This window comes from Arachidicoccus terrestris, assembly GCF_020042345.1.
Lineage (GTDB): Bacteria > Bacteroidota > Bacteroidia > Chitinophagales > Chitinophagaceae > Arachidicoccus > Arachidicoccus terrestris.
Window position 1 is genome coordinate 4,482,199 of sequence record NZ_CP083387.1, and the last position, 23,648, is coordinate 4,505,846.

Below are 23,648 nucleotides of genomic sequence, written 5' to 3' on the forward strand. Positions count from 1 at the left end.
TGATCGAATCAGACGATACAATTGAGGGCAAAATTCGGTAAGTAGCAGGTTAATTCGTTTTAACTGTGCCAACAGGAGATTACAATTAATTGAGAATCAAAGAGGATAAATCTAATTAAGTCAGCGTGATTTCTTCGAAGAAACCTGTTTTCTTGTTTTTACGGACATTATCCCAGTTATAATACCGGCCGTTCATGGCGACATACACCCCGTGTGGTAAGGTTTGCAGAAAAGCAAGTGCGGCCCCTAAATTGAAAAAGCCGTCAGAGCTTCCAAACTTATAGGGAATCATAGCTCCCGTGATAACGATGGTTTTAGGCAAGTTTGCGGCTGCAAGATATGCCGCTGTCTGACTCATCGTATCTGTACCATGCGTCAATAAGATCCGGTCTTCCGGAACGGACCGGCAGGTATGCAGAATCAACTCTCTGTCAGTATCAGTCATTTCCAGGCTGTCCACCATCATCAGTGTTCTGATTTCTACCGGCACGGTACACCGCCCTAATTGCAGCATCTCGGGAACATGGGTCTGTTCAAAATCAAGCTTCCCATGAATCATATCATATTCTTTGTCAAACGTTCCTCCTGTGACCAAAATTCGGATTGTCATTTTCAATGAATTATAAGTGTTATTTAAAATTTTATTCTCTGTTCTAAACGCCTCGTAAGAGTTTGGAGGCTTCCCAGATCACGATACCGGCTGCCACGGAAATATTCAGGGAATGCTTGGTCCCGAATTGCGGAATTTCCAGACATCCATCACTTATGTCGATCACGTTTTGATCCACGCCCTGAACCTCATTACCGAAGACCAGCGCCAGGCCGTTTTGTAGGCCGGGTGCATCTATTTTCTGCATTTGCTCTGTAGAAATGCTTCCCTTGGCCTGCTCAACGCTATACAAAGCATAACCTTTTGCCCGGATTCCCGCTACAGCTTCCATTGTGTCCTTGAAATATGACCAGATGACGGTCTCTGTTGCGCCAAGGGCCGTTTTATGAATATCTCTGTGAGGCGGCTGTGGCGTGTACCCGCAAAGCATGAGCTGCTCACAGAGGAAGGCATCGGCCGTCCGGAAAACACTGCCTACATTATGCATACTGCGAATATTGTCTAAAATGATGATCAACGGGAGTTTTGCTGCGGCTTTAAAGTCGTCAGGGCTCAGTCTGCCCAAATCATCCATGCTGATTTTTTGCATGGCGCAAAGTACGAACAAAAAAACCAAAAAACCAGTATATAACAGCTTTTGGAACACCTGATGGTTTTCTGAATATATTTCCCGACATTTGTTCCGCATTGTAAATAATTAAGAATAGAGAGACAGCTCGGGCGCTACCAAACCTTAATTCCAAATGCCTGGTGTTTGCGGGACAGGTGACTGCGTCTATAATGGGCTTTTTAACAGGTTTAGCCGCTGGCATTCAGTAAAACAACATTAGATTTCACTTAGACATAAAAACATAAACAATGAATAAAGTTACGTTCTCAGTTGCTGCAGTTGCCGTAGCCTCAGCTTTTGCCGCTTGCAGCGGCACCGGTTCAGGCGATACACAGACCAGACAGCATTTTATTGAAACGCAGTTTATTGACAGCACCGTTAAACCGGGGGATGATTTCTTTAGGTTTGTGAACGGAAAATGGCTGGACACTGTCAAGATCCCCGAGGATAAATTTGCGGTGGGTGGCTTTAATAAACTGGCAGATGATAACAGGGAAAAACTCAAAAGTTTGCTGGAAGATGCGCTGAAAAATGAAGGCACACCTGGTAGTATTGAACAGAAGGTTGGTGATTATTTTGCGTCAGGAATGGATACGGCCACCCGGGACAAAAGAGGTTATGAGCCGATTAAATCCATGTTGGTAGCTATTGACGGGATCAAAGATGTCCCTTCCCTTTTAACCTATGTAACAGATGCTTACAAAAGAGGTGATCATTCCATCATCGGATTTAGTGTTGGACCCGATCAGAAAAATAGTTCCATGAATATCGCTTCTTTTTATCAAACGGGCCTGGGACTGCCTGACAGAGATTATTATTTTAGAACCGATAGTGCCACGGTTAAGATTCAACAGGCATATAAAACCTATGTGAAAACGCTCTTTACCCTGACAGGTGCGGACGATGCGACAGCTGCAAAAAATGCGGAAACTGTCTATGGTATTGAAAAGCAGATCGCCGGCTCTCATAAAACGAGGGTGCAGCTCAGAGATGTGGAAAGTAACTATAATAAAGTGTCTGTCGCTTCTCTGGTCAGCTCAGAACCTAATATTGGCTGGACTGACTTACTGAAAAACCTGGGGGCAAGTGGTGTAGATTCTCTGGACGTAGGCCAACCGGCTTATTATGAGCAACTCAATAAGCTACTTGTTTCTGTTCCCATCGACCAGTGGAAGATATATCTGAAAGCCAATACCATTGGTTCATACGGTGGTACCTTGAGCACACCATTTACAGATGCGGCCTTTGCTTATTCCAAAGTTCTGACCGGCCGTGAAAAGCAAGAAGAACTTTGGAAAAGGATGGCGTCAGCAGTAGATGGCAACCTGGGTGAGTTATTAGGGCAGCTATATGTAAAAAAATATTTTCCTCCGGAAGCTAAAGAAAGAATGGACAAATTGGTGTCTAATCTGGAAACGGCATTCGCGAATCGAATTCAGCATCTGGACTGGATGAGCGATTCAACTAAGGCCACCGCGCAGACCAAGCTGAAGGCGATTATTCGTAAGATTGGCTATCCTACCAAGTGGCGAGATTACAGTAAGGTGAATGTAGATAAAACAAAGTATTTTGAAAATGTGGTTTCAGCCAGAGAAAACAACTATAACTTTGAACTTTCTCAGCTCGGCAAACCTGTGGATAAGTCACTTTGGTTTATGACCCCTCCTACTGTGAATGCCTATTACAATCCGACTACTAATGAGATTGTATTCCCTGCCGGCATCCTGCAGTATCCATTCTTTGACAAGGATGCTGATGATGCAGTTAACTATGGTGGTATCGGTATGGTGATTGGCCATGAGATGACACATGGTTTTGATGATCAGGGATCTCAGTATGATAAAGTGGGCAATATCAATAATTGGTGGACTAAAGAAGACAAAACCAAGTTTGAAGAGAAAGTAAAGAAGATTCAGAAGCTTTATGATGGCTTCACTGTACTGGATTCTTTACATGTAAATGGACAGCTGACGACAGGTGAGAACATGGCTGACTTTGGCGGGGTGGCGATCGCTTACGATGCATTTAAATTAACCAAACAGGGGCAGGATACGACTAAGATTGATGGTTATACACCCGACCAACGTTTCTTTATGTCGCTGGCCCAGATATGGAGAAGCAAATACAAAGATGCGACGATCCGCCAACGCATTAATCTGGATCCTCATTCTCCCGCCCAATGGCGTGTCCTCGGACCGCTTATGAATTTTGATGCTTTTTATAAAGCCTTCAATGTCCAGCCAGGCGATAAGATGTACATCGCGCCTGAAGACAGATTGAAGATCTGGTAAGTTATATTAGTACTTTAAAAAAAACTCTCTGTATGGCTCATGCAGAGAGTTTTTTTTAAAAGGACTGCCCATGGCCAACAGTAGATCTGTGCTCAATAATGCTTAACTTCATTCACCATAAAGTAAAACCTATGATATGAAACTATATGGTCAATATCACAACAGTCTACCGCAGAAGACGCTTATTACCATCATTGAAATACTGCTTTTGCGGATTTCTTTTTGGATACTTTTTCAAAATGGAGGTGATTGGCTGGCACATACATTTTCGATTCATAACGCCACTGAACAGACAGGGCGCAGGATGGTCATTTTCATTTTTAATATTGTCACCTTTGGCAGACTGGGTTATATGATGTTTGTGCTGCTTAAGAGAAAAATCCCATGGCAGGAAAGTATAAGCATCCCATTCGCTTTTGCCTTATACTACGTCGGATTCTCATTGTTGGTCCTGCCGACAGCTAAAGCGCTGGATTTTCTCGATTTTGGAGCAGTCATACTTTTTATTGTAGGCTCAATATTGAATACGGGAGGTGAAATCATGCGGGATAAATGGAAAAAGAAGCCTGAAAACAAAGGCAGGCTTTATACGGGAGGCTTTTTCAGATATGCCAGGCACATCAATTATTTTGGTGACCTGCTTTGGGTCATTGGTTATGCAATAATTTCAGGGAACTACTATGCAGTGATCATTCCTGTCATTTTATTCTGTTTCTTTGCTTTTTATAATGCGCCTTTATTGGACCAGTATCTTAAAAATAAGTATGGAAAGGCGTATGAACGTTATGCAAACAAGACCAAAATGCTGATCCCTTTTCTTTACTGATTCGGCCAGCTGACCTATTTAAAAGTCCTTTGCTTAAAATTTTTCTTTTTTATTTTGACGTTACAGCCGCTGCTGCATATATAGGTCTTGCTATAAATCACTGGTCGCCATTTTTTTATCTCCTAACGGGACTTCATTGACGAAAAAAAATATGCAATTAGCCTATTTGGTAGACCAATTGCTAGATTTGCAAAAGAAATCATAAAAAGATTTTATTATCTTTACTTGCTCTACAATGGCAATAACAGATGTGAATAGTATATGACCGTTTACGCTTCATATGGTGAGGATATTTTAATTAAAAGACTCCAACAAGGTGATAATAATGCTTTTACAGAAATTTACAATCGTTTCTGGAAGTTGTTATTTGCCATTGCATTTAAGCATATGGAAAGTAAGGAAGCTGCAGAGGAAATTGTCCAGGAAATATTTATGCGTTTGTGGGACAGAAGAAATGAGCTGGATATTAAAGCTTTAGGCCCTTATTTAGCCACTGCTTGCAAATATGCCGTATTTAAACAAATCGCTAAGGATAAACTGAGACGAGAGAAAATATCCGGTCATGTCAGCGGCCTGGCTCCCTCCGATAATGAACTGGAATCTCTCATCCACGCCCGTTTCCTCGAGCAAATTTTGTCCACTGCAATAGACGCATTGCCAACACAATGTAAGATTGTATATCGCTTAAGTGAGGAAGAAGATTTAAAAATTCCGGAGATTGCTGACAGGCTACAGATCTCTTCCAATACTGCCAGGAACCATCTGGCCAGAGCCCGGCAAATTATCCGTTCTACTTTGAGAGAAGCGGGTGCTTCTATATTGTTATTCTGATCGCAAACAGTTTTTCCTGCATTATTTTTTGTAATTATGTGATCATGAGGTGACTATGTCCTTGTTGTTAACGCTTGGAAAAAATAATTTTATTTTTTTGTTAATTCCATTGGTACAAATCTCTTTCTCATGGTACTTATTATTACGGAGAACATTCCATTAAAATTAAGCTATGGTATCAAGGCAAATCGAGGATTTGATTATGAAGCATTTACAAGGTACTGCCTCCCAGGAAGAGGTCAGTCAATTGCAGCAGTGGTACCAGAAAACTGATCTCTCACAAGTGGAAATGCAAATGCTCACCAAGGAAGAGCTGGAAGAAAGCGGTTTAAGGATCCGTCAGGATTTGTTGGCGTATACCGGACGAAGTAAGAGTCGGTTCTTTCTTTCCAGTAGGGCATGGTGGAAGGCCGCTGCGGTATTTCTTTTATTATTGGGCGGGTTATGGTGGTGGAGACATACGCTTTCCTCTGACGAGGCAAGAGAGCGGATCGCTGCTATAGTCAATTTACCGCCAGGACACACAGGTGCTGTTCTTCACCTGGATAATGGAAGCACGATTCTGTTGGACAGTACGGCCCATGGTCTGATCGCATCCGAATCAGGGGTTGAAATTCTAAGAGATTCTTCGGGGGTGCAATATAAGGGGACCAGTCATCAACTGGCCTACAATACTATCTCCACGGAAAAGGGCAGGATGTGGTCATTGACGCTGCCAGACGGCACAAAAGTATGGCTGAATGCAGCCAGTTCGATAAGGTTCCCCTTAAACTTCAATGGCGCCGAAAGGCTGGTTGAACTGACCGGTGAAGCGTATTTTGAAGTAGTGCATAACGCCCGGCAGCCGTTTAGGGTAAAAGTGGCCGATCAGGTTATCGAAGACCTGGGAACCAGTTTCAATATCAATGCCTATGGTGATAATCAAAATATCATTACGACACTTGTCGAGGGCAGCCTGCGTATTGACAGTAAGGAAATGAAATGCGTGTTGATGCCGGGCCAGCAGGCGAGCATTGGTAAGGATAACATTATTTGCGAAGTGAGCCAAATGGGGGCGGTTACATCATGGAAGGACGGATATTTTGAATTTTATGACGCAGGGCTCAAAGAGATGCTGCAGCAAATCAGCCGCTGGTATAATTTTGATGTGACCTATAAGTCTGGTCTTACAGAGGAAAAGTTTACGGGAAGGTTTCCTAAAAACCTAGCATTAGGCAAAGCTTTGGAAATCCTGAAACAATCCGGCATCAATTTTACACTCAAGCCGGGAAAAGAAACTAACAAGACAAGTATTATTGTTTCTCCGATTTAAAACTCAATAGAAGTAACAAATGAAAAACTAGATGTTTTGTCTGGCTCAACATACAAAAATGACCGAAAGTGTTGGAACCACCTCCGGTCAGGTTTGAGCTTATAATTGGCACAAGTCGCTAGACTTTATTTATTCACCCAAACGTAACAAAGTTATGTATTTAACGCTCTTTTGCAAAAAAAGGAAGCTCCAGTTTTTGCACCCATTCCCAACGATTAAAATTTGGCGGATTATGAGATTGGCGATGATGCTTATTCTTTTGGCGTCGCTCAGCGTGTCGGCCAGAGGGACGGCACAGAAGGTAACGATCAATGAGACAAATGCTCCACTCGAAAAAGTGATTAACCAGTTGCAGCAGCAAAGTGGCTATGATTTCTTTTATAAGGGATCTACTATGGATTTGTCCAGGCCGGTAACACTGAGTTTCCACAACATACCGATAGAACAGGCATTGAAAGCCTGCTTTGAAAAGCAGCCCCGTCTCAGCTATTCTATTGTAGATAAAGTGGTGATCATTAAAGTAAAAGCAAAACAGGCGCAGGATGCTCCACATTCTGTAACACCGGTCGTAAAACGGGTGGATATGGCTGATAACATCAGAGGAAAAATAACCAGTGATGCGGGTATGCCGATTGCCGGGGCAACGATCAGGATTGAAGGACAGGATGGAAAAGGGACTTTATCTAATGCGCAGGGCGAATTTGAACTTTCCAACGTAGATGAAAGCACTGTACTCGTTGTTAGTAGTGTCGGTTATGCAACTAAAACCGTTAAAGTGGGTAACCGAAGGGTGATTAATATCATTCTTACGGCCATCGTTAATGAACTTGATGAAACAGTAGTGATCGGTTATGGACAGGTCCAAAAAAAAGACCTTACAGGATCTGTTTCTACCATAACAGCCAAAGATATTCAGGATGTTCCTTTTTTAACGGCAGATAATGCGATTGCCGGCAAAGCAGCAGGCGTTCAAGTCACAAAAACAGACGGAACGCCGGGAGGGACTGTTCGTATCCGCGTGAGGGGCTCCACTTCATTGTTGGGTGGCAATGATCCGCTATACGTTATCGACGGTGTACCGGTACAGGTACAAAGTAACTTTATTAATCCCGGTTTTGATGTATCCAGTCCTGTGGGGAACGATGTTACGGGGGCTGGCGGAGTGAGCTCTGGCATGTCCACAGCTTTCGTTAACGCACTCAACAGTATCGGAGGGCTTAATGTCGACGATATTGAATCCATTACTATATTGAAAGATGCATCTTCCACCGCGATTTATGGCTCAAAAGCAGCTAATGGCGTAGTGATCATTCAGACCAAGAAAGGTAAAAAGGATATGCAACCGCAGGTCATGTTCAGCTACTACGGAACATGGAGCAAGCCACTTACCCCCACGCTCCTCAATGCAGATCAGTATAAAATGCTATTGTCTGAAGCGGCTAAAAATGATTACGATTATAGAAGCAAATATGACATGAGCATTTCACCTGAACTTGATGCTATTGTTCATCATGCGGATAGTTATTTTGGCAAAGGGCATACAGACTGGTTAAAAGAAGTCACCAGAAATACGTTGGCTAATAATGTCGAAGTAGCTGTAAGAGGCGGAGGCAATGCTACCAAATACTATTCTTCTATTTCATACAACAGTACGCCAGGCGTCATCAAAAACAGTAGTTACGAGAGAATCGCGGGAAAACTAAACCTGGAGAACGAAATCGGCAGACATTTGCGCTTTATTACGAATTTGAATTTGGGATACAGCAGCCAAAATGTTACTGATGGAGCGTACCAGCAGGCTCTTCGGGCCCGGCCTGATTACACACCCTATGATTCCGCAGGAGCGTATTCAGACTTTTCCGGTATTGGGTACAGTTATCAAGGCTTTCAAAATCCGGTGGCAATGTTAACGGCACTTAACCAGTCCAAGACCTTTAATTTACTGGGTTCTATCTCTGGTATTTATAAGTTTACAAATGACCTTGAGTTTAAGTCAACGATTTCCCTTAATATGCAAGATTATACCCAACGTAATTATACACCTAGTTATCTGGCCATCGGAAGCTTTTATGGAAATGTCGAAAATAAAGGAGGTATTGGAGCAAATTCTAACAGTCATCTGGCCAACTGGTTCTGGGAAAATACGCTTACCTGGAATAAGCAATTTGATGACGATAATAGCCTTAATTTATTAGGTGGTTATTCTTATGAAACCAGAAAATATAGCTTTTTTAGCGCCACGGCAACTGGATACCCAAATGACGATATCTTAAATAGCCTGTCTTCTGCGGTGACCCCGCTGTTTACGAAGGGTGATAATCCCAGTAAACCTCAGAGTTACCTTGTTTCTTATTATTTACGTGCCAATTATGGTTTTAAAGATAGATACCTGGTGACATTTACAGGAAGGGCCGATGGATCTTCTAAGTTTGGACCGGAGAATAAGTATGGATATTTTCCGTCCGGTGCGCTGGCCTGGAGGGTCTCTAAGGAGAATTTTTTAAAAGATGTTCATTGGATTGATGACTTAAAGCTTCGTGGCAGTTATGGAATAACCGGAAGCCAGAATATAGCAGATCAGATGTATAGAACCCTTTATTCCCCTTATTCTTATGCCGGTACCAGCGCTCTGATACCCACCCAGTTAGGTAATGCTGCGATTCAATGGGAATCCACCAGACAAACTGATCTGGGGTTAGATTTCGCTTTTTTTAATTCCAGATTAAGCGGGACAGTGGATTATTACCGTAAAGAAACCAGGGGGGCCTTATTAAGCCTCCCCGTTGCACCTAGCAGTAGCTATTCATCTTTATTGGGAAATGTGGCCAGTTTAAGAAGTACTGGGATTGAGCTTTCCTTAGAAGGCGATATTATCCGCAATAAGGATTTTAGATGGAGTGCTTCCATGAATATTACCTGGCCGAAGACATTGGTTACAAAGATCAGCGAGGAGGCAGATCTATCACAGTTGGGAAATTTGACTGGCCTTGAATATGGAAATGTTACCCTGATAGAGGGAAAACCACTTGGACTAATTACCGGGCTGAAAATAGAGGGTATTATCCGCACTGAGGCAGAATTAGAGGATTATAGGAAACGGCTAGGCTTCTATGCAGATCCTTCCAGTGGCTACGCCCCGTTTGCATTTGTTTCCATTGGTGACCCAATGTTTAAGCTGGATGGCTCTGAATCGGGAGGACAGTATCCTGCCTTTGATCAGATTATCGGCAGCGCAGCGCCCAACTGCTATGGAGGGTTTACGCAGTCATTCACCTATAAGAATCTAAATTTGAATTTTTATTTTACCTATTCTCAAGGCGGCTCACTGATGTGGGGAGATGGTGTTTCCAGTATCAATTTTGTGGGCACTTCCAATGCGAATGCCTATATGCTGGGCCGGTGGACGCCAGATAATCCCGATGCACAGAATCCTAGGTTAGTATGGAAAGACCAGGCCTTAATGTATAATACAAGTTTAAGTGTTTTTGATGCTTCTTACCTCAAATTAAGAACGGTTACCCTTAGCTATCTTTTGAATCAAAGCAAATGGCTAAAAAGTAAAGGCATTAAAAACGCCTCTATTTTCTTTTCTGCTACGAACTTATTTACGATTACCGGCTATCCGGGAAATGATCCTGAAACTTCTGATGATCCTTTTAGCGTGGCAGGCGGTTATTTTGATGTCAGTAATTATCCCAGTCTCCGCTCTTTGTCATTAGGCTTAAAAATGGCATTTTAATCAGACAGGCATAGTTACATAGGTATTTACTCCATTTATATAGGATAAAAACTCAATTATGAAAAAATTAGAACATATATTTTTAATACTGGGGATGATATTCGTATTGCTGCTTAATTCCTGCTCAAAGCAGCTGAATGTCTATCCTACTACTTCTGAGGTAGACGGAAAGGTGATCAAAGATTTGCAAAGTGCGAAGACCACACTTAATGGCATCTATTATCGCTTCGCCAACGCAGGATTTGATAACAACCAGAATCCTTCTGTTTTATGGGTTGGTGTAAATGAAGGTATTCCCTCCGAGCTTTCTGGATTGTTTACTTATCCCTATGGAGGTAGCGAGATTACTGATCACACCTATCAAAGTAGCAGTTATGCCATAGGCAGTGTTTGGCAATATGGAATGAATATTGTTAATGCGGCAAATGGCTTTTTAAAGAATATTGAGCCAGCGGCCAGTATTACTGCAGAGGATAAAAAAGTATTGCAAGCGGAAGCCAAATTCTTGCGGGCATATGCTAACATCATACTGCTAGCTTATTTTGGTCAGTATGATGATCCTTCCAGCGAATATGGGATTATTTTAAGAACCGATTTTGTTACGGCTGATAATATTAGTCAACCCCGAAGCTCAGTACAGGAAGCCTACAATTTGATTCTCGCTGATTTAGATGAAGCTATAGCTGTACTCCCCGACGTAAATACCGATAATTATTACGCCAACATATGGGCTGCCAAATTGCTGAAAGCGAGGGTCTTGATGATCAAAAACAACTCGGCAGATAAGCTGAGTGTTATTGAACTTTGCGAGGATATTATTAATAATAGCCCTTATGAACTGGAGAAGAGCTATCAGCAACTGTTTTGGAGTAAAGGTTTAGAAAGTAATGAAGTGATATTGGGTATTCATCCGTACTCGCAGGATATTTATAAATATAATAACTATATATATTATAATCAGAATGTCGGAACAGATCTAATGCTGAAGCTGTTTAAAAACGACCCCAGAGGATCATGGATACTGCGACCTAAACCGAACAATTATATGGGCGGGAATATGCAGGTGTTTACCAAATACTATTCGGGTAGTGTCATTCAGGCTGTTCCTACAGCCAGTTCCAGCGTGAGCTATGCTTTAAGGCTTACGGAAGCCTATTTGCTGGAAGCAGAGGCCATTACTGAGTCTGGTGGTAACCTTGACAATGCCAGGGTGCTGCTCAAAACCGTCATGGAAAAATCCGGGGTCACTAATTTTACTCAGATCGACAATGCAAAGTCTGCCAGTCAGTTACAGCTGGAAGTAATCAAAGAAGAAATGAGAAATTTTGTGGGAGAAGCGGGCCAGGATTGGTTTGCGCTAAGAAGGCTGCCGTTTGAAACTATAAAGGAGATGGTGCCCTCTATTGGAAATAAAACACAGTTAATACTGCCGATTCCGCAGGAGGAAATGAAGCGTAACAGTGCTTTAAGAGGAATGCAAAATCCGGGCTATGGAGGATAATATAAATTAGTAATCTGATCAGCATACAAACATACTTTTGTTGGTCACAAAAAATGAAAATAATGAAAAAAATAATTGGGATCATTGTACCATCGTTCTGTCTGTTAATGGCGTGCACTAATAATAGACCGCATGGCTATCATCTTAGCGGTACCGTTAAAGGGTTAGATACCGGTAAAGTTGTTGTCAAAATCTACCATCAGCGGGACAGAACCTCCACTCCCATTGACAGCACCATCATGCAAAATGGCAAGTTCGAACTAGAAGGTAAAATAGATACGCCACAAATGGTGAATGTAATGATCACACCTGGAAACTGGGCTTTCGATATCTTTTTGGAAAATAAAGATTTGAAAGTACACGCAGATACGACCGGAAGCCAATATTATGATTACACCGCTTATGGGTATGATAAAGGGGCTAATATAAAGGATGTAAGAGAGTCAGGCTCGGCTAATTACGATGATATACAGGCCTACCAGAATAATACAGAACAAAAAAGCTTCGATCCGGTATTTGACAGCCTTGGTAAGCTTATTGAGGGGGAAACTAAAAATATTGATCTTCAGTATCACTACCGTGATCAGATGGATTCTGTTAGAAACCTATTGCAGGCAGTTAAGTTAAAGCAACTCGGTGACTATGTCACTCAAAAGCCAGATGCAGTTGCAGGCGCTTATCTGTTTTCTCACCTGTACACCTTTTCCAGTGATATGACTGTAGCGCAGATGGAATCATTCATGAATAAATTTACAGGTGAAGCAAAAAATTCTTCCTATTACCAATATTTAAATGAAGAATTGCAAAAGAAAAAGGCCGTTGCCGTGGGAGCGATAGCTCCGGATTTTACCTTACTTAAAAGAGACAGTACGCCTTTTACACTTTCGTCCACCAGAGGTAAATATATCATGATCGATTTTTGGGCCAGCTGGTGTCACCCGTGCAGGGAAGCGATTCCGCATTGGAAAGAAATATATCAAAAATACCACGACAAGGGTTTTGAAATCGTAAGTGTATCGGATGACTCTAAATGGAGTGATTGGAAAAGGGCGATGGATATGGAGAAAATGCCCTGGACACAAGTCTGTGATGAGTTTCCCGTCAAGCATATGCCGGCTAAAGTGGGATCGCTTTATATGACCCATTACATTCCATTTTATGTATTGTTAGATAAAGAGGGTAAGATACTAGTCTATTCCGGCAAGGAAGCGGATATTGATAATAAGCTAAAAGAGATCTTTGGCTCTTAAATTTAAAAATGACCTATATGCAATTAGATCAAATAAAACAGTCGCTTTGTCCGCTGTTATTAGTATTGTTTTTTGCGCTTGCAGGTAAAGGATACAGCCAGACGTTTCATTTAAATGGAACGACAAAAGGCAACGATGGCAAATGGATCTACCTCTATTATCCTGACCAGAATGGTAATCGCAGAACAGACAGTGTAGAAATTAAAAATAATGCTTATCACTTTTCAGGCACAGTGGCCGGGCCAGCGATGGTCTATATGGGTATAAAAGAAGATAACAATAGATTAAGTAATGAAAATGGTTACCGTTTCTTTCTGGAACCGGGAAATCTTCAGGCCCGCCAAGTGGGAGAATATTTAAAAAATAGCCGGGTTCACGGTTCTGAAACGCAGGATCAATACCAGCCATTAGTTGATCGTCAGGAAAAGCTCGATCATCAATGGCAGGTGGTTATGGATACCTTACACAATGTCAATAAGAGAAGCAATACCGAGTACCAGGAACTAAAAAACTGGGTGCTCCTACCCTATGTTGAGCAGCGGGAGGAAATGGAAAAATCCTTTTTCAGGGCGCATCCACAAAGCGCCGTTACGGCTTATTTACTACGCTTTTATGTCAGCAAAATGAAAATCGATTCACTTGAGAAATATTATAATGCACTCGGCTCAAAATTACAAGCGAGTACAAGCGGGCAGGAACTGGCAAAAGAAATTGCGAAAATAAAAAAAGGCTCCCCTGGTAGTATAGCAACGGATTTTCAAGCCACTGACATAAACGGCAAATCTTTGCAGTTATCGGCATTTAAGGGCAAATATGTGCTGTTGGATTTTTGGGCCAGCTGGTGTGTGCCTTGTAGAGCAAGCAATCCGCATATGAAGGAATTATACCATAGATATCATGATAAAGGACTGGAAATAATTGGTGTGTCTGATGATGATTTCGCACCTGAAAAGTGGAAAGCTGCTGTCACAAAAGACGGTGTAGGCATCTGGCATAATGTGCTTAGAGGCTATGACAAAAGTTTGGCGCCCGGTGCAGAAAATCCAAAGGATATATCAGGGAAATTTGGCATCCATGTATTGCCCACGAAAATACTGATTGATCCAAACGGTAAGATTATTGGCCGATTTACAGGAACTGACGACGAAACGTCTTTAGATGCAGCGTTAGTCAAGGCTTTTGAAAGTGACTGACCATGTACTTAGACAATAATTATAAAAAGAGCCAATTTTTATTTCCTGTAATAGTCGATAAAAATCGGCTCTTTTTGCTTCAAAAGACAAAAGAGTATTGTCTCTTGCATACCGCTTTTAAGCCATTAGGCGATATAGTTCCTTAAAAATTCCTTTATTTTTTGATGGTTCGGTGAACTCAGCGGCACGACTGGCAAACGCAGTTCATTTTTGATCAACCCTTTCTCAAATAAGAAGGCCTTAATACCTGCAGGATTATTTTCATTAAACAACAGTGTAAATACGTCTAGTATTTTATTATTAATGCTTGTTGCCTCCTTGAATTTTCCATCCAGTGCAAGGCGAACCATTGTAGAAACTTCTTTGGGAAAAGCATTACCAGCAACCGTAATCACCCCCTGCATACCCATCGCGATCTGTGGGATAGCAATATCATCTTCCCCGCTGGTCACCAGAAAATCTTCCGGAACATCTCTTAAAATGTGAGCAAACTGGGTAAAATTACCACATGCTTCTTTAATGCCACCAATATTCTTTACCTCTTTTGCCAGTCTGATAACAGTCTCAGCGTCAATATTTTTACCCGTGCGATGAGGAACATTGTATAAAAGTATAGGTTTGGGACTGGCCTCAGCCAAGGCCTTATAATGTTGGAAGATGCCCTCCTGGGAAGGCTTACTGTAATAGGGAGCCGCACTTAGTATAGCTGTTGCTTTTTGCAGGGGGAAAGTTTTCAACATTTCCACCACAGCCAGCGTGTTATTGCCTCCGATACCCACTACGACCGGAACTCTGCCTCCAACCCTTTCATAAGTATATTCGATGATCTGTATTTGCTCTTCCTTAGAAATTGTAGGGGTTTCACCAGTGGTGCCCAGGGTGACCAAATATTCGATACCGCCGTCAATCTGAAAGTCAATAACTTTACCTAATGCCTCAAAATCAATGGAGTGATCTTCGTTAAATGGCGTCACAATGGCAACGCCTGTACCTCTTAAAGAACTTTTCAGCGACATAATAATTTGCTGTATTAAATTTTAATGATGATGTTATAATATCTGATGAACCGGTAATTATGATTCAATAAAATTGCCCATTTTTTCAAATTTGGCGATGCGTTGTGTGATCCGCTTTTCTGCCGGGATTTTTTTGAGCTCTGCCAACGTCTTCTTGATCGTGTCTTTTAAGGTGGTAGCGGCCTGGTCGTAATCCCAGTGTGCTCCGCCGACAGGTTCCGCAATAACACCGTCCACCAGTCCAAACTCGCTCATATAATCAGAAGTTAATTTGAGCTGTTCGGCAGCTGTTTCTTTATAATCCCAGCTTCTCCATAGAATAGAGCTGCAGTTTTCAGGGGAAATCACTGTGTACCAAGAGTTTTCAAGCATAAATACCCTATCCCCTACACCAATACCCAATGCACCACCGCTAGCTCCCTCTCCGATTATTATACAGATAACGGGCACCTTCAGGCGGAACATCTCGTAAATATTGCGGGCGATAGCCTCACTCTGCCCCCTTTCTTCTGCTTCCATGCCTGGAAAGGCTCCAGGAGTATCAATCAGGGTGACAATAGGTTTGCCGAATTTTTCGGCCAATTTCATGAGTCTTAAGGCTTTACGATACCCTTCAGGATTCGCCATTCCAAAATTTCGCAATTGACGCTGTTTGGTATTGGTGCCTTTTTGCTGGCCGATAAACATGACAGTTTCACCATCTAAATCGGCAAACCCACCTACCATCGCTTTGTCATCTTTGACATTACGGTCCCCATATAGCTCAATAAAGTCCTTCGTCATTTTATCAATGTACTTTAGTGTATAGGGGCGATCGGGATGGCGGCTCAATTGCACACGCTGCCAGGGTGTCAGATTATCAGTGATTTCTTTGCGCTTGGCTTCTATCAAAGACTCTAATTGTTCTATGTTTGAGTTGTAATCAATTTTTGGGTTCTTCTCAGCCAGTTTCTTTGCCTGGTCAATTTGTTCATATAACTCCTTGATAGGTTTCTCAAAATCCAGAAACTGTCTGTTGGGATACTGCGGCATAATTGTTTAACTTTTAGTAATATCGAGTGTAAAAGTAACGTTAGAAAATTTTTTTAAAAAATATTTGTTTGATAAAATTATTTGTCCTTATATTTGCACACCCAAAACAAAGGATATCAAGTAGTTCTGGGTAATTTGGATCGGTAGTTCAGTTGGTTAGAATGCCGCCCTGTCACGGCGGAGGTCGCGAGTTCGAGTCTCGTCCGGTCCGCTTCTTGAAAAGTTAAGATTCTTCCTTAGCTCAGTTGGTTAGAGCATCTGACTGTTAATCAGAGGGTCGTTGGTTCAAGTCCAACAGGGAGAGCAAAATAAAGGAATTTCAGATGAATTCTTTTTGCCTACAAAAATGGAAGATTTGCGGGTTTTGAAATAAGTTCTTTATACATTTGCAGAGATGCATATTTGGATCGGTAGTTCAGTTGGTTAGAATGCCGCCCTGTCACGGCGGAGGTCGCGAGTTCGAGTCTCGTCCGGTCCGCTTCTTGAAAAAGAAGATTCTTCCTTAGCTCAGTTGGTTAGAGCATCTGACTGTTAATCAGAGGGTCGTTGGTTCAAGTCCAACAGGAAGAGCAGAAAATTAAAATGAATTTAAGTCAGTTTTGGAAATATGACTTATGAAATTAAAGCAGTTATAAATTTATCATAGCTGCTTTTTTTGTGTATATAATATATTTCTATATTTTTTGATAAATTAAGTAATACAAAAAGCTAACAGAAAGAGAATAGATTAGCGCGCATAATTGCCCCTCTATTTTGTCGTTATTTACCTTGAGTATTCCCACGTGAACGATCTAATTTTGGGAAATAAAACTTTTAAATTATGCGTAAACTAATGATGAAGATGTCGATGTCTGTTGACGGCTTTGTAAGTACGGGAAACGGCAAGATGGACTGGCTTTTCAGAAGCTCGGACGAAGAATCCAGGGCCTGGTCTGTAGGTGTCACTAAGGAAGCGGGGTTGATTATTATGGGCCGTAAAAGCTTTCATGACATGGTTTCTTACTGGCCTTCAGCTACCGGCCCTTTTGCAGCACCCATGAATGAAATCCCAAAAGGGGTCTTTACCAGAAAAGGATATGATGCGGCCAGTGGTATTGCACCCAAGGACAAGGAGCTGCCCGCAGCAGTGTCATGGGCGCAGGCAGAGGTGTTTAATGGAGATCTTACGGAAGAAATCAAGGCACTAAAACAGGAATCTGGAAAGCCCATTGTTGCGATCGGTGGTGCTGAATTTATGCGCAACCTGATTGCTACTGAACTCATTGATGAATATCAACTGGCCATCCACCCGGTAATCCTGGGCTCCGGATTACCTATATTAAATGGATTGAGGGAGCAATTGGATTTAAAATTGGTAGATGTGAAATATTTTCCAGGAGGTATTGTTGTTCATACTTATCAGCCGGCTTAATAGTATATTAAACACAGAATATTCTTTGATTTTACGCAATTTTAGTGAAAAGGGAAATCTGATTTATCTGACGGAATTCTGGGAAGGCTTCTTTGGCTAACTTTATCTGTCTGGAGCTTCCCCATGATCACTTAAGATCGCATAATAAAATCAGAATGTAGTCTAATGACATCAGCGATCGGCCGGTTCATACGTCCGCCACTTACGCATGAGCTGGTCCAATCGGTTTTAGCCCGATATTTGTGCAATCGCAGAGCATTACAACGGTTTTCCAGTCATGGCAAAAATGAAAATAAAATCTGGCGAATTTATAGCGCTCTCGGCCAGTTCAATGATGTTGACGGCCTTGGGTATTGATATTATGCTGCCTGTTTTCGGAGCAGTGGGGAATTATTTTGAACTCCCACCCGATTCCAATGTTACAGCCAATATTGTTGTTTTCTTCTTTATGGGTCAGATAGCCCAACTTATTTTTGGAATACTCTCTGACCATTTTGGAAGATTGACTATTTTAAGAATTGGCTTTCCTCTTTATATCATTAGCGGTGTCATTGCTGCATTCGCTCCTAGCCTTCCTGTTATGTTTGTCGCGAGATTTGTAGCAGGAATGGGCGCTTCAGCTGTTTTCTCTACAACTGTTGCCGGAGTCCGTGACAGATTTGTAGGAGATCAAATGGCACGTATTATGTCCCTTATTTTTACAGTTTTCCTATTTACGCCTGTCTTTGCGCCCTTTTTAGGTAAGATCATCTTGGCAATTTCTACCTGGCATATGGTTTTTCTGGCGCCTTCCCTATTTGCAGCCTTTGTTTTCCTATGGTCATTCCGCTTAGAAGAGTCATTGCCCAAGCAAAGCCGGAGGCCTGTTAATTGGAATAATATACAATCGTCTTTTGTCAAGATAGTCATGAACCGGCAGTTTATCCGGTATGCCGGCACATCTACTATTCTATTCGCTGCATTTAGTGCGTACATTGCCAGTTCAGAATATATTATTGCAGAAAAGTTTGGTCATCCAGAATTATTTACCTGGATCTTCGCAGGTATTGGATTACTTATGGCATTTACTACTTCTTTAAACGCACGGTTAGTTAATCGTTTTGGAGCCAGAAGAACATTGAGGGGGTTGATAGTTATTTATACAACTATCGGAGGGCTCTTGCTACTGTATACGATTCTATCTGGCCATACGCCAAGGATGTGGGTCTTTTTTCTAGCTGTTGCACCTATGTTGGCATTGAACCTGGCCATCGAACCCAACAGCAGCGCATTGGGGCTTGAACCATTAGGCGATACGGCGGGATTTGCTTCTGCTATCTATGGAACTTTTTTCTTTTTTATTGGCGCGTCGTTGGGATCTGTGGTTAGTCATTATTTAGTGAATGGTGTTTTACCACTCATTTTATGTTTTTTTGGAGGAGGGGTAATTGCTTTCCTTCTGATTTATAGTGACCGCCGCGTGCATGTCAATTAAGGAAACATAGGTAATGCTGATTTTAAGCTTCCGATAATTTGGACGATATCTTCGTCTACGGCGTGGAGCCTGATTCGCTGTCAGATAAAGAGGGGCCGCGTTCTTCTGCTCCGCTTCCCCACTTTGTAGGGTGATCCGTTAACCATATTTGAAGATAACCGCCCTGATCAAAGAGCATTCTGGAGAGGTAGTTTTTATGATATGTTTTCCCATTTAGATTGATGTGATCAATGTAGCTAGCCGAATCGGATGCACTTGTCACGTGAATAGAAAGGACTTTTCCATTTCCTAATCGTAGCGATATACTATCAAAAATGGGGCTTGCTAACATAAAGGTACCTGAAACCGGATCTACCGGATAAAACCCCATAGAGGCAAAAATATACCAGGCACTCATTTGACCGGCATCGTCATTACCGTCTACGCCGCCGGGCCCATCGCCGTATGCCTCTTGTAATATCTTTCTCACTACACGCTGTGTCTTATAGGGTGAGGATGTATAATTATACATAAATGGAATCTGATGGCCAGGTTCATTTCCGTGCCAATAGCCATCCTTCGCAAATAAACTGTCCAGGCTGCTTTCCAGCTTCTTTGAACCGCCTATCAATGCAGCCAGGCCTTTGATATCCTGAGGAACATAAAAAGTATATTGAGCCGGCGTTCCTTCTGTAATATAGCTGGCACGCTGATAAGGCGCGAACTCATGTACCCATTTTCCCGAAAGAGACCTCCCTCTTGCCATCCCAACTTTCGGATCAATGACATTTTTATAATTCATGGCACGCTGCGACAGCTCTTTATAGTCTGCTTTATATCCGAGTGCCTTTGCAAGACTGCTTAATGCATAATCATCATAAGCATATTCCAGGGTTCGGCTTACCTGTTCTTTTTTATGGAATGCCTCCGTGATCTCGTCTTCCAATGGTATATATCCGTATTGCAGATAAGATCTTAGAGCCCTGCGGCCCTTACCAAGTGAATAGGCGACTTTGTCGCTTGTGTCAAAGGCGTTCTTACGCAGATAGGAATAAAGCTCCCTGACAGCGTAATCACGGATACCGAAGTTATAAGCGGCAGCGATAAATGGTGCTGCATGATCGCCGATCATGGCTGCTGTATAATTATTCCAGCAAGGGAAAATGGGGACCCAGCCCCCCTGCCTGCTTTTTAGTAAAATAGACCGTATAAAATCTCTGACGGGCTCCGGTTCAATTAACATCATCAAAGGCAACTGCGCCCTATAGATATCCCACATTGAGAAATCATCATAATAATTTCCATTTGCAATATGCTTGATTGCTGAACGTTGCCGTCCATCAAAGGCCGGATAGGTGCCGCTTACATCGCTGAATAGTCGCGGTTGTTGATAGGCATGATATAGTGAGGTATAAAATATCTTCAGATCTCGAGTTTTCTTTGTATATACTTTAACACGCCCCAGATGCGTTTCCCAATTTTGAATTGCGGCCTGTTTTATTTTCTGATAATTCCAGTGAGGGATTTCAGCCTGAAGGTTATTTTTGGCTTCTTGAATACTGGTAAAGGAAGTCCCCATCTTCAGTCTTAGTGTCTTTCCTATTGGCAGATAATAAGACAACACGACTGTACCGCTATCTACTACAGCTGTTGTAGCTTTCCCTCTCTGGATTTTTGCGGGGGCTGTCTGCGAATACAAATAGAAGTTCCCATCAAATCCGGCATATTCCCCCCAACCTTGGTAGATGCGGTGTGCCGGATTAAGCCCAGTGATAACATGGTGATCCGCTTTTATTGAAACCCTTCCCTGGTTAAAATCACTGTTCGTTCGGATAATTAGATGAAGCGTATCTGTTGTAAGCATAGTGATCTCCCAAATGGCGGACCTGCGGGTTGCAGTCATTTTCGCCATATATTTCTTTGGAAAACGGATTTGATATTCATAGGGTGTGGCTAATTCGACTTCATGATTCAATAATAATGCCGCACTGTCACTTAGCGCACCCACAACCGGTAAGATAGACATGCTGCCGTAATCCTGAGTACAGGAGCCGCTCAGCCAGTGACTGGCCCTGAATCCTTTGAATACCTTTGCTTTATATTCATAAGGCGGCAGGCATTTCTGCTCGGACTGGTTCGTCTGTGGCGTAAATTGTGTCATAGCGAAGGGAAGCCCGACCGCTGGAATGGTATTGCCGCTTCGCTCACTGCCAACTTCACTATGAGCCAGAGCGGCGGCAGAAGAGGAAGAAGCTGTACCCGACAAAGGTTCCACATAATCCACCCTTCTTGTGTGATTTGAAGTATTTTGCGCTTCAGCCAAATAAATGATTCCTGTCAAAAAAATACAAACTAATAGTTTTTTTGCCATTTAATATTTGCTTATGATGAAACTCAGTCGATTGTTTGATAATTCAGTAAAATTACGCTATAAAAGGATAAAAGGCAATGCTCAAGCGACAGTTCTGCCGAAGGTCGCAATCTACCCGTGATTTTGTCTTAATCCGGCCCGCCATATAATGAGAAATTTTGGCATCTTTGTGGTGAGATGAATCGGTAAGCCGATCCGGTCTTCAGTGGAGCAGCAACCACTGTGTTTCACAAAAAAACGGGCGTCTCCGAAAAGCCTTAAGAGTAGGAAAGTAAAATTAAATATTATGTCCGGTAACAGTGTTTCTTTTCACAGAGTCTTAAAAGCAGCCCCTCAAAAAGTATATAGAGCCTTTACTGAAGAGGCTGCAATTGCCAGTTGGCTTCCTCCCTATGGTTTTCTATGTACGGTACATCAAATGGATGCCCGGGTGGGTGGTACATTTAAAATGTCATTCCAGAATTTTTCGACAGGCAACAGCCATTCATTTGGAGGCACCTATTCAGAAATGCAACCTGGAACGTTGCTCCAATATGTGGAGTCTTTCGATGATCCTAATTTACCGGGAGAAATGAAGACCACTATTAAAATGAAAGCTGTAAGTTGTGGCACCGAGATCAATATCGTCCAGGAAGGCATTCCAGAGATCATCCCAACAGAAATGTGTTATTTAGGTTGGCAGGATTCTTTGGATAAACTGATAAAACTGGTCGAGCCCGAGATTCCTGATGCATAACTCTTTGTATCTTTTCGCTTGATTATAATTCGTTAAAAAAGGCAGCAGCTTTTTGCATTACCTGATTATAGGCTATGTCGGTTTGTTGCCTGTATTTTTCCATCAGGGAGAACGGGTGGACATGGTCGTATGGGAAATCAAAATCCATAGGCTCAACCCGAATGGGGATGTCTCTGTAATCACCCTTTAACGTGGACAGCACTTCTACAGGAGGGATAACCTCATCTTTTTTCAGTGGAACTGCCATAATCCTTTCATGCATGCTGGCCATTTTATTTTCCCGCTCTTGCTTATAGTGATTATAATGGAGCATTAACTTAAAAAAATTTTCTCCCTTATGCATATCCATATAATGGGCTAGTCGCTGGCTAGCCTTAAAGTGGTTGTGGAGTTGTTCGCTAAAGTAGCTGTTTAAGGTATGGCCGCCATTTGAATCTAATATATATCTGGATATTGGAAAAGACCTGTCCAGTGTCGTACCCCCGCAAAAAGCAAATAACCGCGTGTCATTAAAATATTCATTAGGATTCGCCATAAGTAAAATGATGGAGAGGAATGCGCCAATTGAATAGGAAAAGAAATCAATAGGGCTGTCCGGTGCGACACCTGATACCTGATCCTTTTTAATTTTTCTGACGAGCATAGTCACATCCCGGTAGGTCTGCAGCCCACTCCAGAATAAGCGATCTGGTTGGTTACCGAGGCGGATGCTAATGGCTGTATTCACCGCGCTAATATTAGAATATCCTGGGTGTTTTTGCTGACGGATTTGCGCTACCTGATGCATAGATTTAATATCTGACCAGCTTTTTGGTGCTCTGTTCATATGGAAAGCAATAGGAAACAAGATGACCGATTTACCCGTCAATTGTACAAGGCTTGCAGCCCAGGGAAGATATTTATCCCAGCTTTTCTCATTTAACCCATGAAACAATAATATAACGCCTTTGCTATTCTTATTTTTATAAGGCGGCTGCATGATATAATAGTCGAAATACTTGTTTTCTTCGATGGCAATATCTTTCATCTTTAGGGGATGCAAAGCATATTCAGAATCCGTTTCAGGAATCTCTTTAAAATTATGATGGTGCTGTGGGCAGCGATACTGAGTCTTGCCTGGGAGGATTTTTGCCCCTGCAGAAGTGAAGGCATGTTTATCCAGCCTAACACCTATTGTTTCGTCTATCCCACCGCCTCGTTTCATAAGTGCCTTAACTCCGTAATATAATTGTTGATAATCCATTTTTATATTGTTCAATGATGTAATGCCAATCCATGACTATCAGATTGCTTGATCAAAACTAAAGGGAAAGCGTCAATTAAAAGCCACCTAAGCGTTAAATTAGATTTTTCTAACTAACGTTTTTTGTGTACCTTTGCGCCAGTTTAATTCAAATCTTTCATAGCAGGTCTGCAATAATTAACGCTACTTCTGAATTGTTCCCAGTCGAATTGCTTTTAATTAC

General features: G+C 42.1%; 17 protein-coding genes and 4 tRNA genes. 15 read left to right on the forward strand and 6 right to left on the reverse strand.

Annotation, left to right across the window (positions count from 1 at the left end; genetic code table 11):
* Positions 1–115: 115 nt before the first annotated feature.
* Positions 116–610, reverse strand: coding sequence for an asparaginase domain-containing protein (locus tag K9M52_RS17535; RefSeq protein ID WP_224069739.1), 495 nt, complete (start codon positions 608–610; stop codon positions 116–118).
* Between the two features lie 43 nt (positions 611–653).
* On the reverse strand, positions 654–1,199 hold the full coding sequence (locus K9M52_RS17540) for an RNA methyltransferase (protein ID WP_224069740.1): 546 nt from the start codon (positions 1,197–1,199) through the stop codon (positions 654–656).
* A 269-nt stretch (positions 1,200–1,468) separates the two neighbouring features.
* Here K9M52_RS17540 and K9M52_RS17545 point away from each other — a divergent pair, with 269 nt between their 5' ends.
* From K9M52_RS17545 to K9M52_RS17580, 8 genes are all read left to right on the forward strand, one after another.
* Positions 1,469–3,511 carry a M13 family metallopeptidase gene (locus K9M52_RS17545; RefSeq protein WP_224069741.1) on the forward strand — a complete coding sequence of 681 codons (2,043 nt, stop codon included), beginning with the start codon at positions 1,469–1,471 and terminating at the stop codon, positions 3,509–3,511.
* Between the two features lie 136 nt (positions 3,512–3,647).
* The gene (locus K9M52_RS17550) at positions 3,648–4,337 is read left to right on the forward strand and encodes a methyltransferase family protein (protein ID WP_224069742.1); all 690 of its coding nucleotides are present in this window, start codon (positions 3,648–3,650) and stop codon (positions 4,335–4,337) included.
* A gap of 261 nt (positions 4,338–4,598) precedes the next feature.
* Positions 4,599–5,168 (forward strand): RNA polymerase sigma factor, encoded by a 570-nt coding sequence (locus K9M52_RS17555; protein ID WP_224069743.1) that lies wholly within the window; start codon positions 4,599–4,601, stop codon positions 5,166–5,168.
* 202 nt (positions 5,169–5,370) lie between these two features.
* Positions 5,371–6,480, forward strand: a complete 1,110-nt coding sequence (locus K9M52_RS17560; RefSeq protein WP_224069744.1) for a FecR family protein — start codon at positions 5,371–5,373, stop codon at positions 6,478–6,480.
* A gap of 232 nt (positions 6,481–6,712) precedes the next feature.
* A complete protein-coding gene (locus K9M52_RS17565; RefSeq protein WP_224069745.1) occupies positions 6,713–10,219 on the forward strand; it encodes a SusC/RagA family TonB-linked outer membrane protein in 3,507 nt (1,168 codons plus the stop codon).
* A gap of 58 nt (positions 10,220–10,277) precedes the next feature.
* Positions 10,278–11,720, forward strand: a complete 1,443-nt coding sequence (locus tag K9M52_RS17570; RefSeq protein ID WP_224069746.1) for a RagB/SusD family nutrient uptake outer membrane protein — start codon at positions 10,278–10,280, stop codon at positions 11,718–11,720.
* Between the two features lie 62 nt (positions 11,721–11,782).
* The gene (locus K9M52_RS17575) at positions 11,783–12,970 is read left to right on the forward strand and encodes a TlpA disulfide reductase family protein (protein ID WP_224069747.1); all 1,188 of its coding nucleotides are present in this window, start codon (positions 11,783–11,785) and stop codon (positions 12,968–12,970) included.
* 17 nt (positions 12,971–12,987) lie between these two features.
* On the forward strand, positions 12,988–14,163 hold the full coding sequence (locus K9M52_RS17580; protein WP_224069748.1) for a TlpA disulfide reductase family protein: 1,176 nt from the start codon (positions 12,988–12,990) through the stop codon (positions 14,161–14,163).
* Positions 14,164–14,288: 125 nt separating this feature from the next.
* Here the strand turns inward: K9M52_RS17580 and dapA are convergent, their stop codons facing one another.
* Positions 14,289–15,179 carry a 4-hydroxy-tetrahydrodipicolinate synthase gene (dapA, locus tag K9M52_RS17585; protein WP_224069749.1) on the reverse strand — a complete coding sequence of 297 codons (891 nt, stop codon included), beginning with the start codon at positions 15,177–15,179 and terminating at the stop codon, positions 14,289–14,291.
* 57 nt (positions 15,180–15,236) lie between these two features.
* Positions 15,237–16,211 (reverse strand): acetyl-CoA carboxylase carboxyltransferase subunit alpha, encoded by a 975-nt coding sequence (locus K9M52_RS17590; RefSeq protein WP_224069750.1) that lies wholly within the window; start codon positions 16,209–16,211, stop codon positions 15,237–15,239.
* A gap of 137 nt (positions 16,212–16,348) precedes the next feature.
* Between K9M52_RS17590 and K9M52_RS17595 the strand changes: the two genes are divergently transcribed.
* From K9M52_RS17595 to K9M52_RS17620, 6 genes are all read left to right on the forward strand, one after another.
* Positions 16,349–16,422 (forward strand) — tRNA-Asp (locus K9M52_RS17595).
* Positions 16,423–16,441: 19 nt separating this feature from the next.
* A tRNA-Asn gene (locus K9M52_RS17600) sits at positions 16,442–16,515 on the forward strand.
* Positions 16,516–16,615: 100 nt separating this feature from the next.
* Positions 16,616–16,689: transfer RNA gene (locus tag K9M52_RS17605), tRNA-Asp, on the forward strand.
* A gap of 18 nt (positions 16,690–16,707) precedes the next feature.
* Positions 16,708–16,781: transfer RNA gene (locus tag K9M52_RS17610), tRNA-Asn, on the forward strand.
* A 250-nt stretch (positions 16,782–17,031) separates the two neighbouring features.
* Positions 17,032–17,622 (forward strand): dihydrofolate reductase family protein, encoded by a 591-nt coding sequence (locus K9M52_RS17615; RefSeq protein ID WP_224069751.1) that lies wholly within the window; start codon positions 17,032–17,034, stop codon positions 17,620–17,622.
* 286 nt (positions 17,623–17,908) lie between these two features.
* Positions 17,909–19,096 (forward strand): MFS transporter, encoded by a 1,188-nt coding sequence (locus K9M52_RS17620; RefSeq protein WP_224069752.1) that lies wholly within the window; start codon positions 17,909–17,911, stop codon positions 19,094–19,096.
* A 55-nt stretch (positions 19,097–19,151) separates the two neighbouring features.
* Here K9M52_RS17620 and K9M52_RS17625 read toward each other — a convergent pair whose 3' ends face one another.
* The gene (locus K9M52_RS17625; RefSeq protein WP_224069753.1) at positions 19,152–21,446 is read right to left on the reverse strand and encodes a GH92 family glycosyl hydrolase; all 2,295 of its coding nucleotides are present in this window, start codon (positions 21,444–21,446) and stop codon (positions 19,152–19,154) included.
* A gap of 286 nt (positions 21,447–21,732) precedes the next feature.
* Between K9M52_RS17625 and K9M52_RS17630 the strand changes: the two genes are divergently transcribed.
* Positions 21,733–22,182 (forward strand): SRPBCC family protein, encoded by a 450-nt coding sequence (locus tag K9M52_RS17630; RefSeq protein ID WP_224069754.1) that lies wholly within the window; start codon positions 21,733–21,735, stop codon positions 22,180–22,182.
* Between the two features lie 22 nt (positions 22,183–22,204).
* Here the strand turns inward: K9M52_RS17630 and K9M52_RS17635 are convergent, their stop codons facing one another.
* Entirely contained in the window at positions 22,205–23,425 is a 1,221-nt protein-coding gene (locus K9M52_RS17635; protein WP_224069755.1) for a DUF6051 family protein, read from the reverse strand.
* Positions 23,426–23,648: the final 223 nt, after the last annotated feature.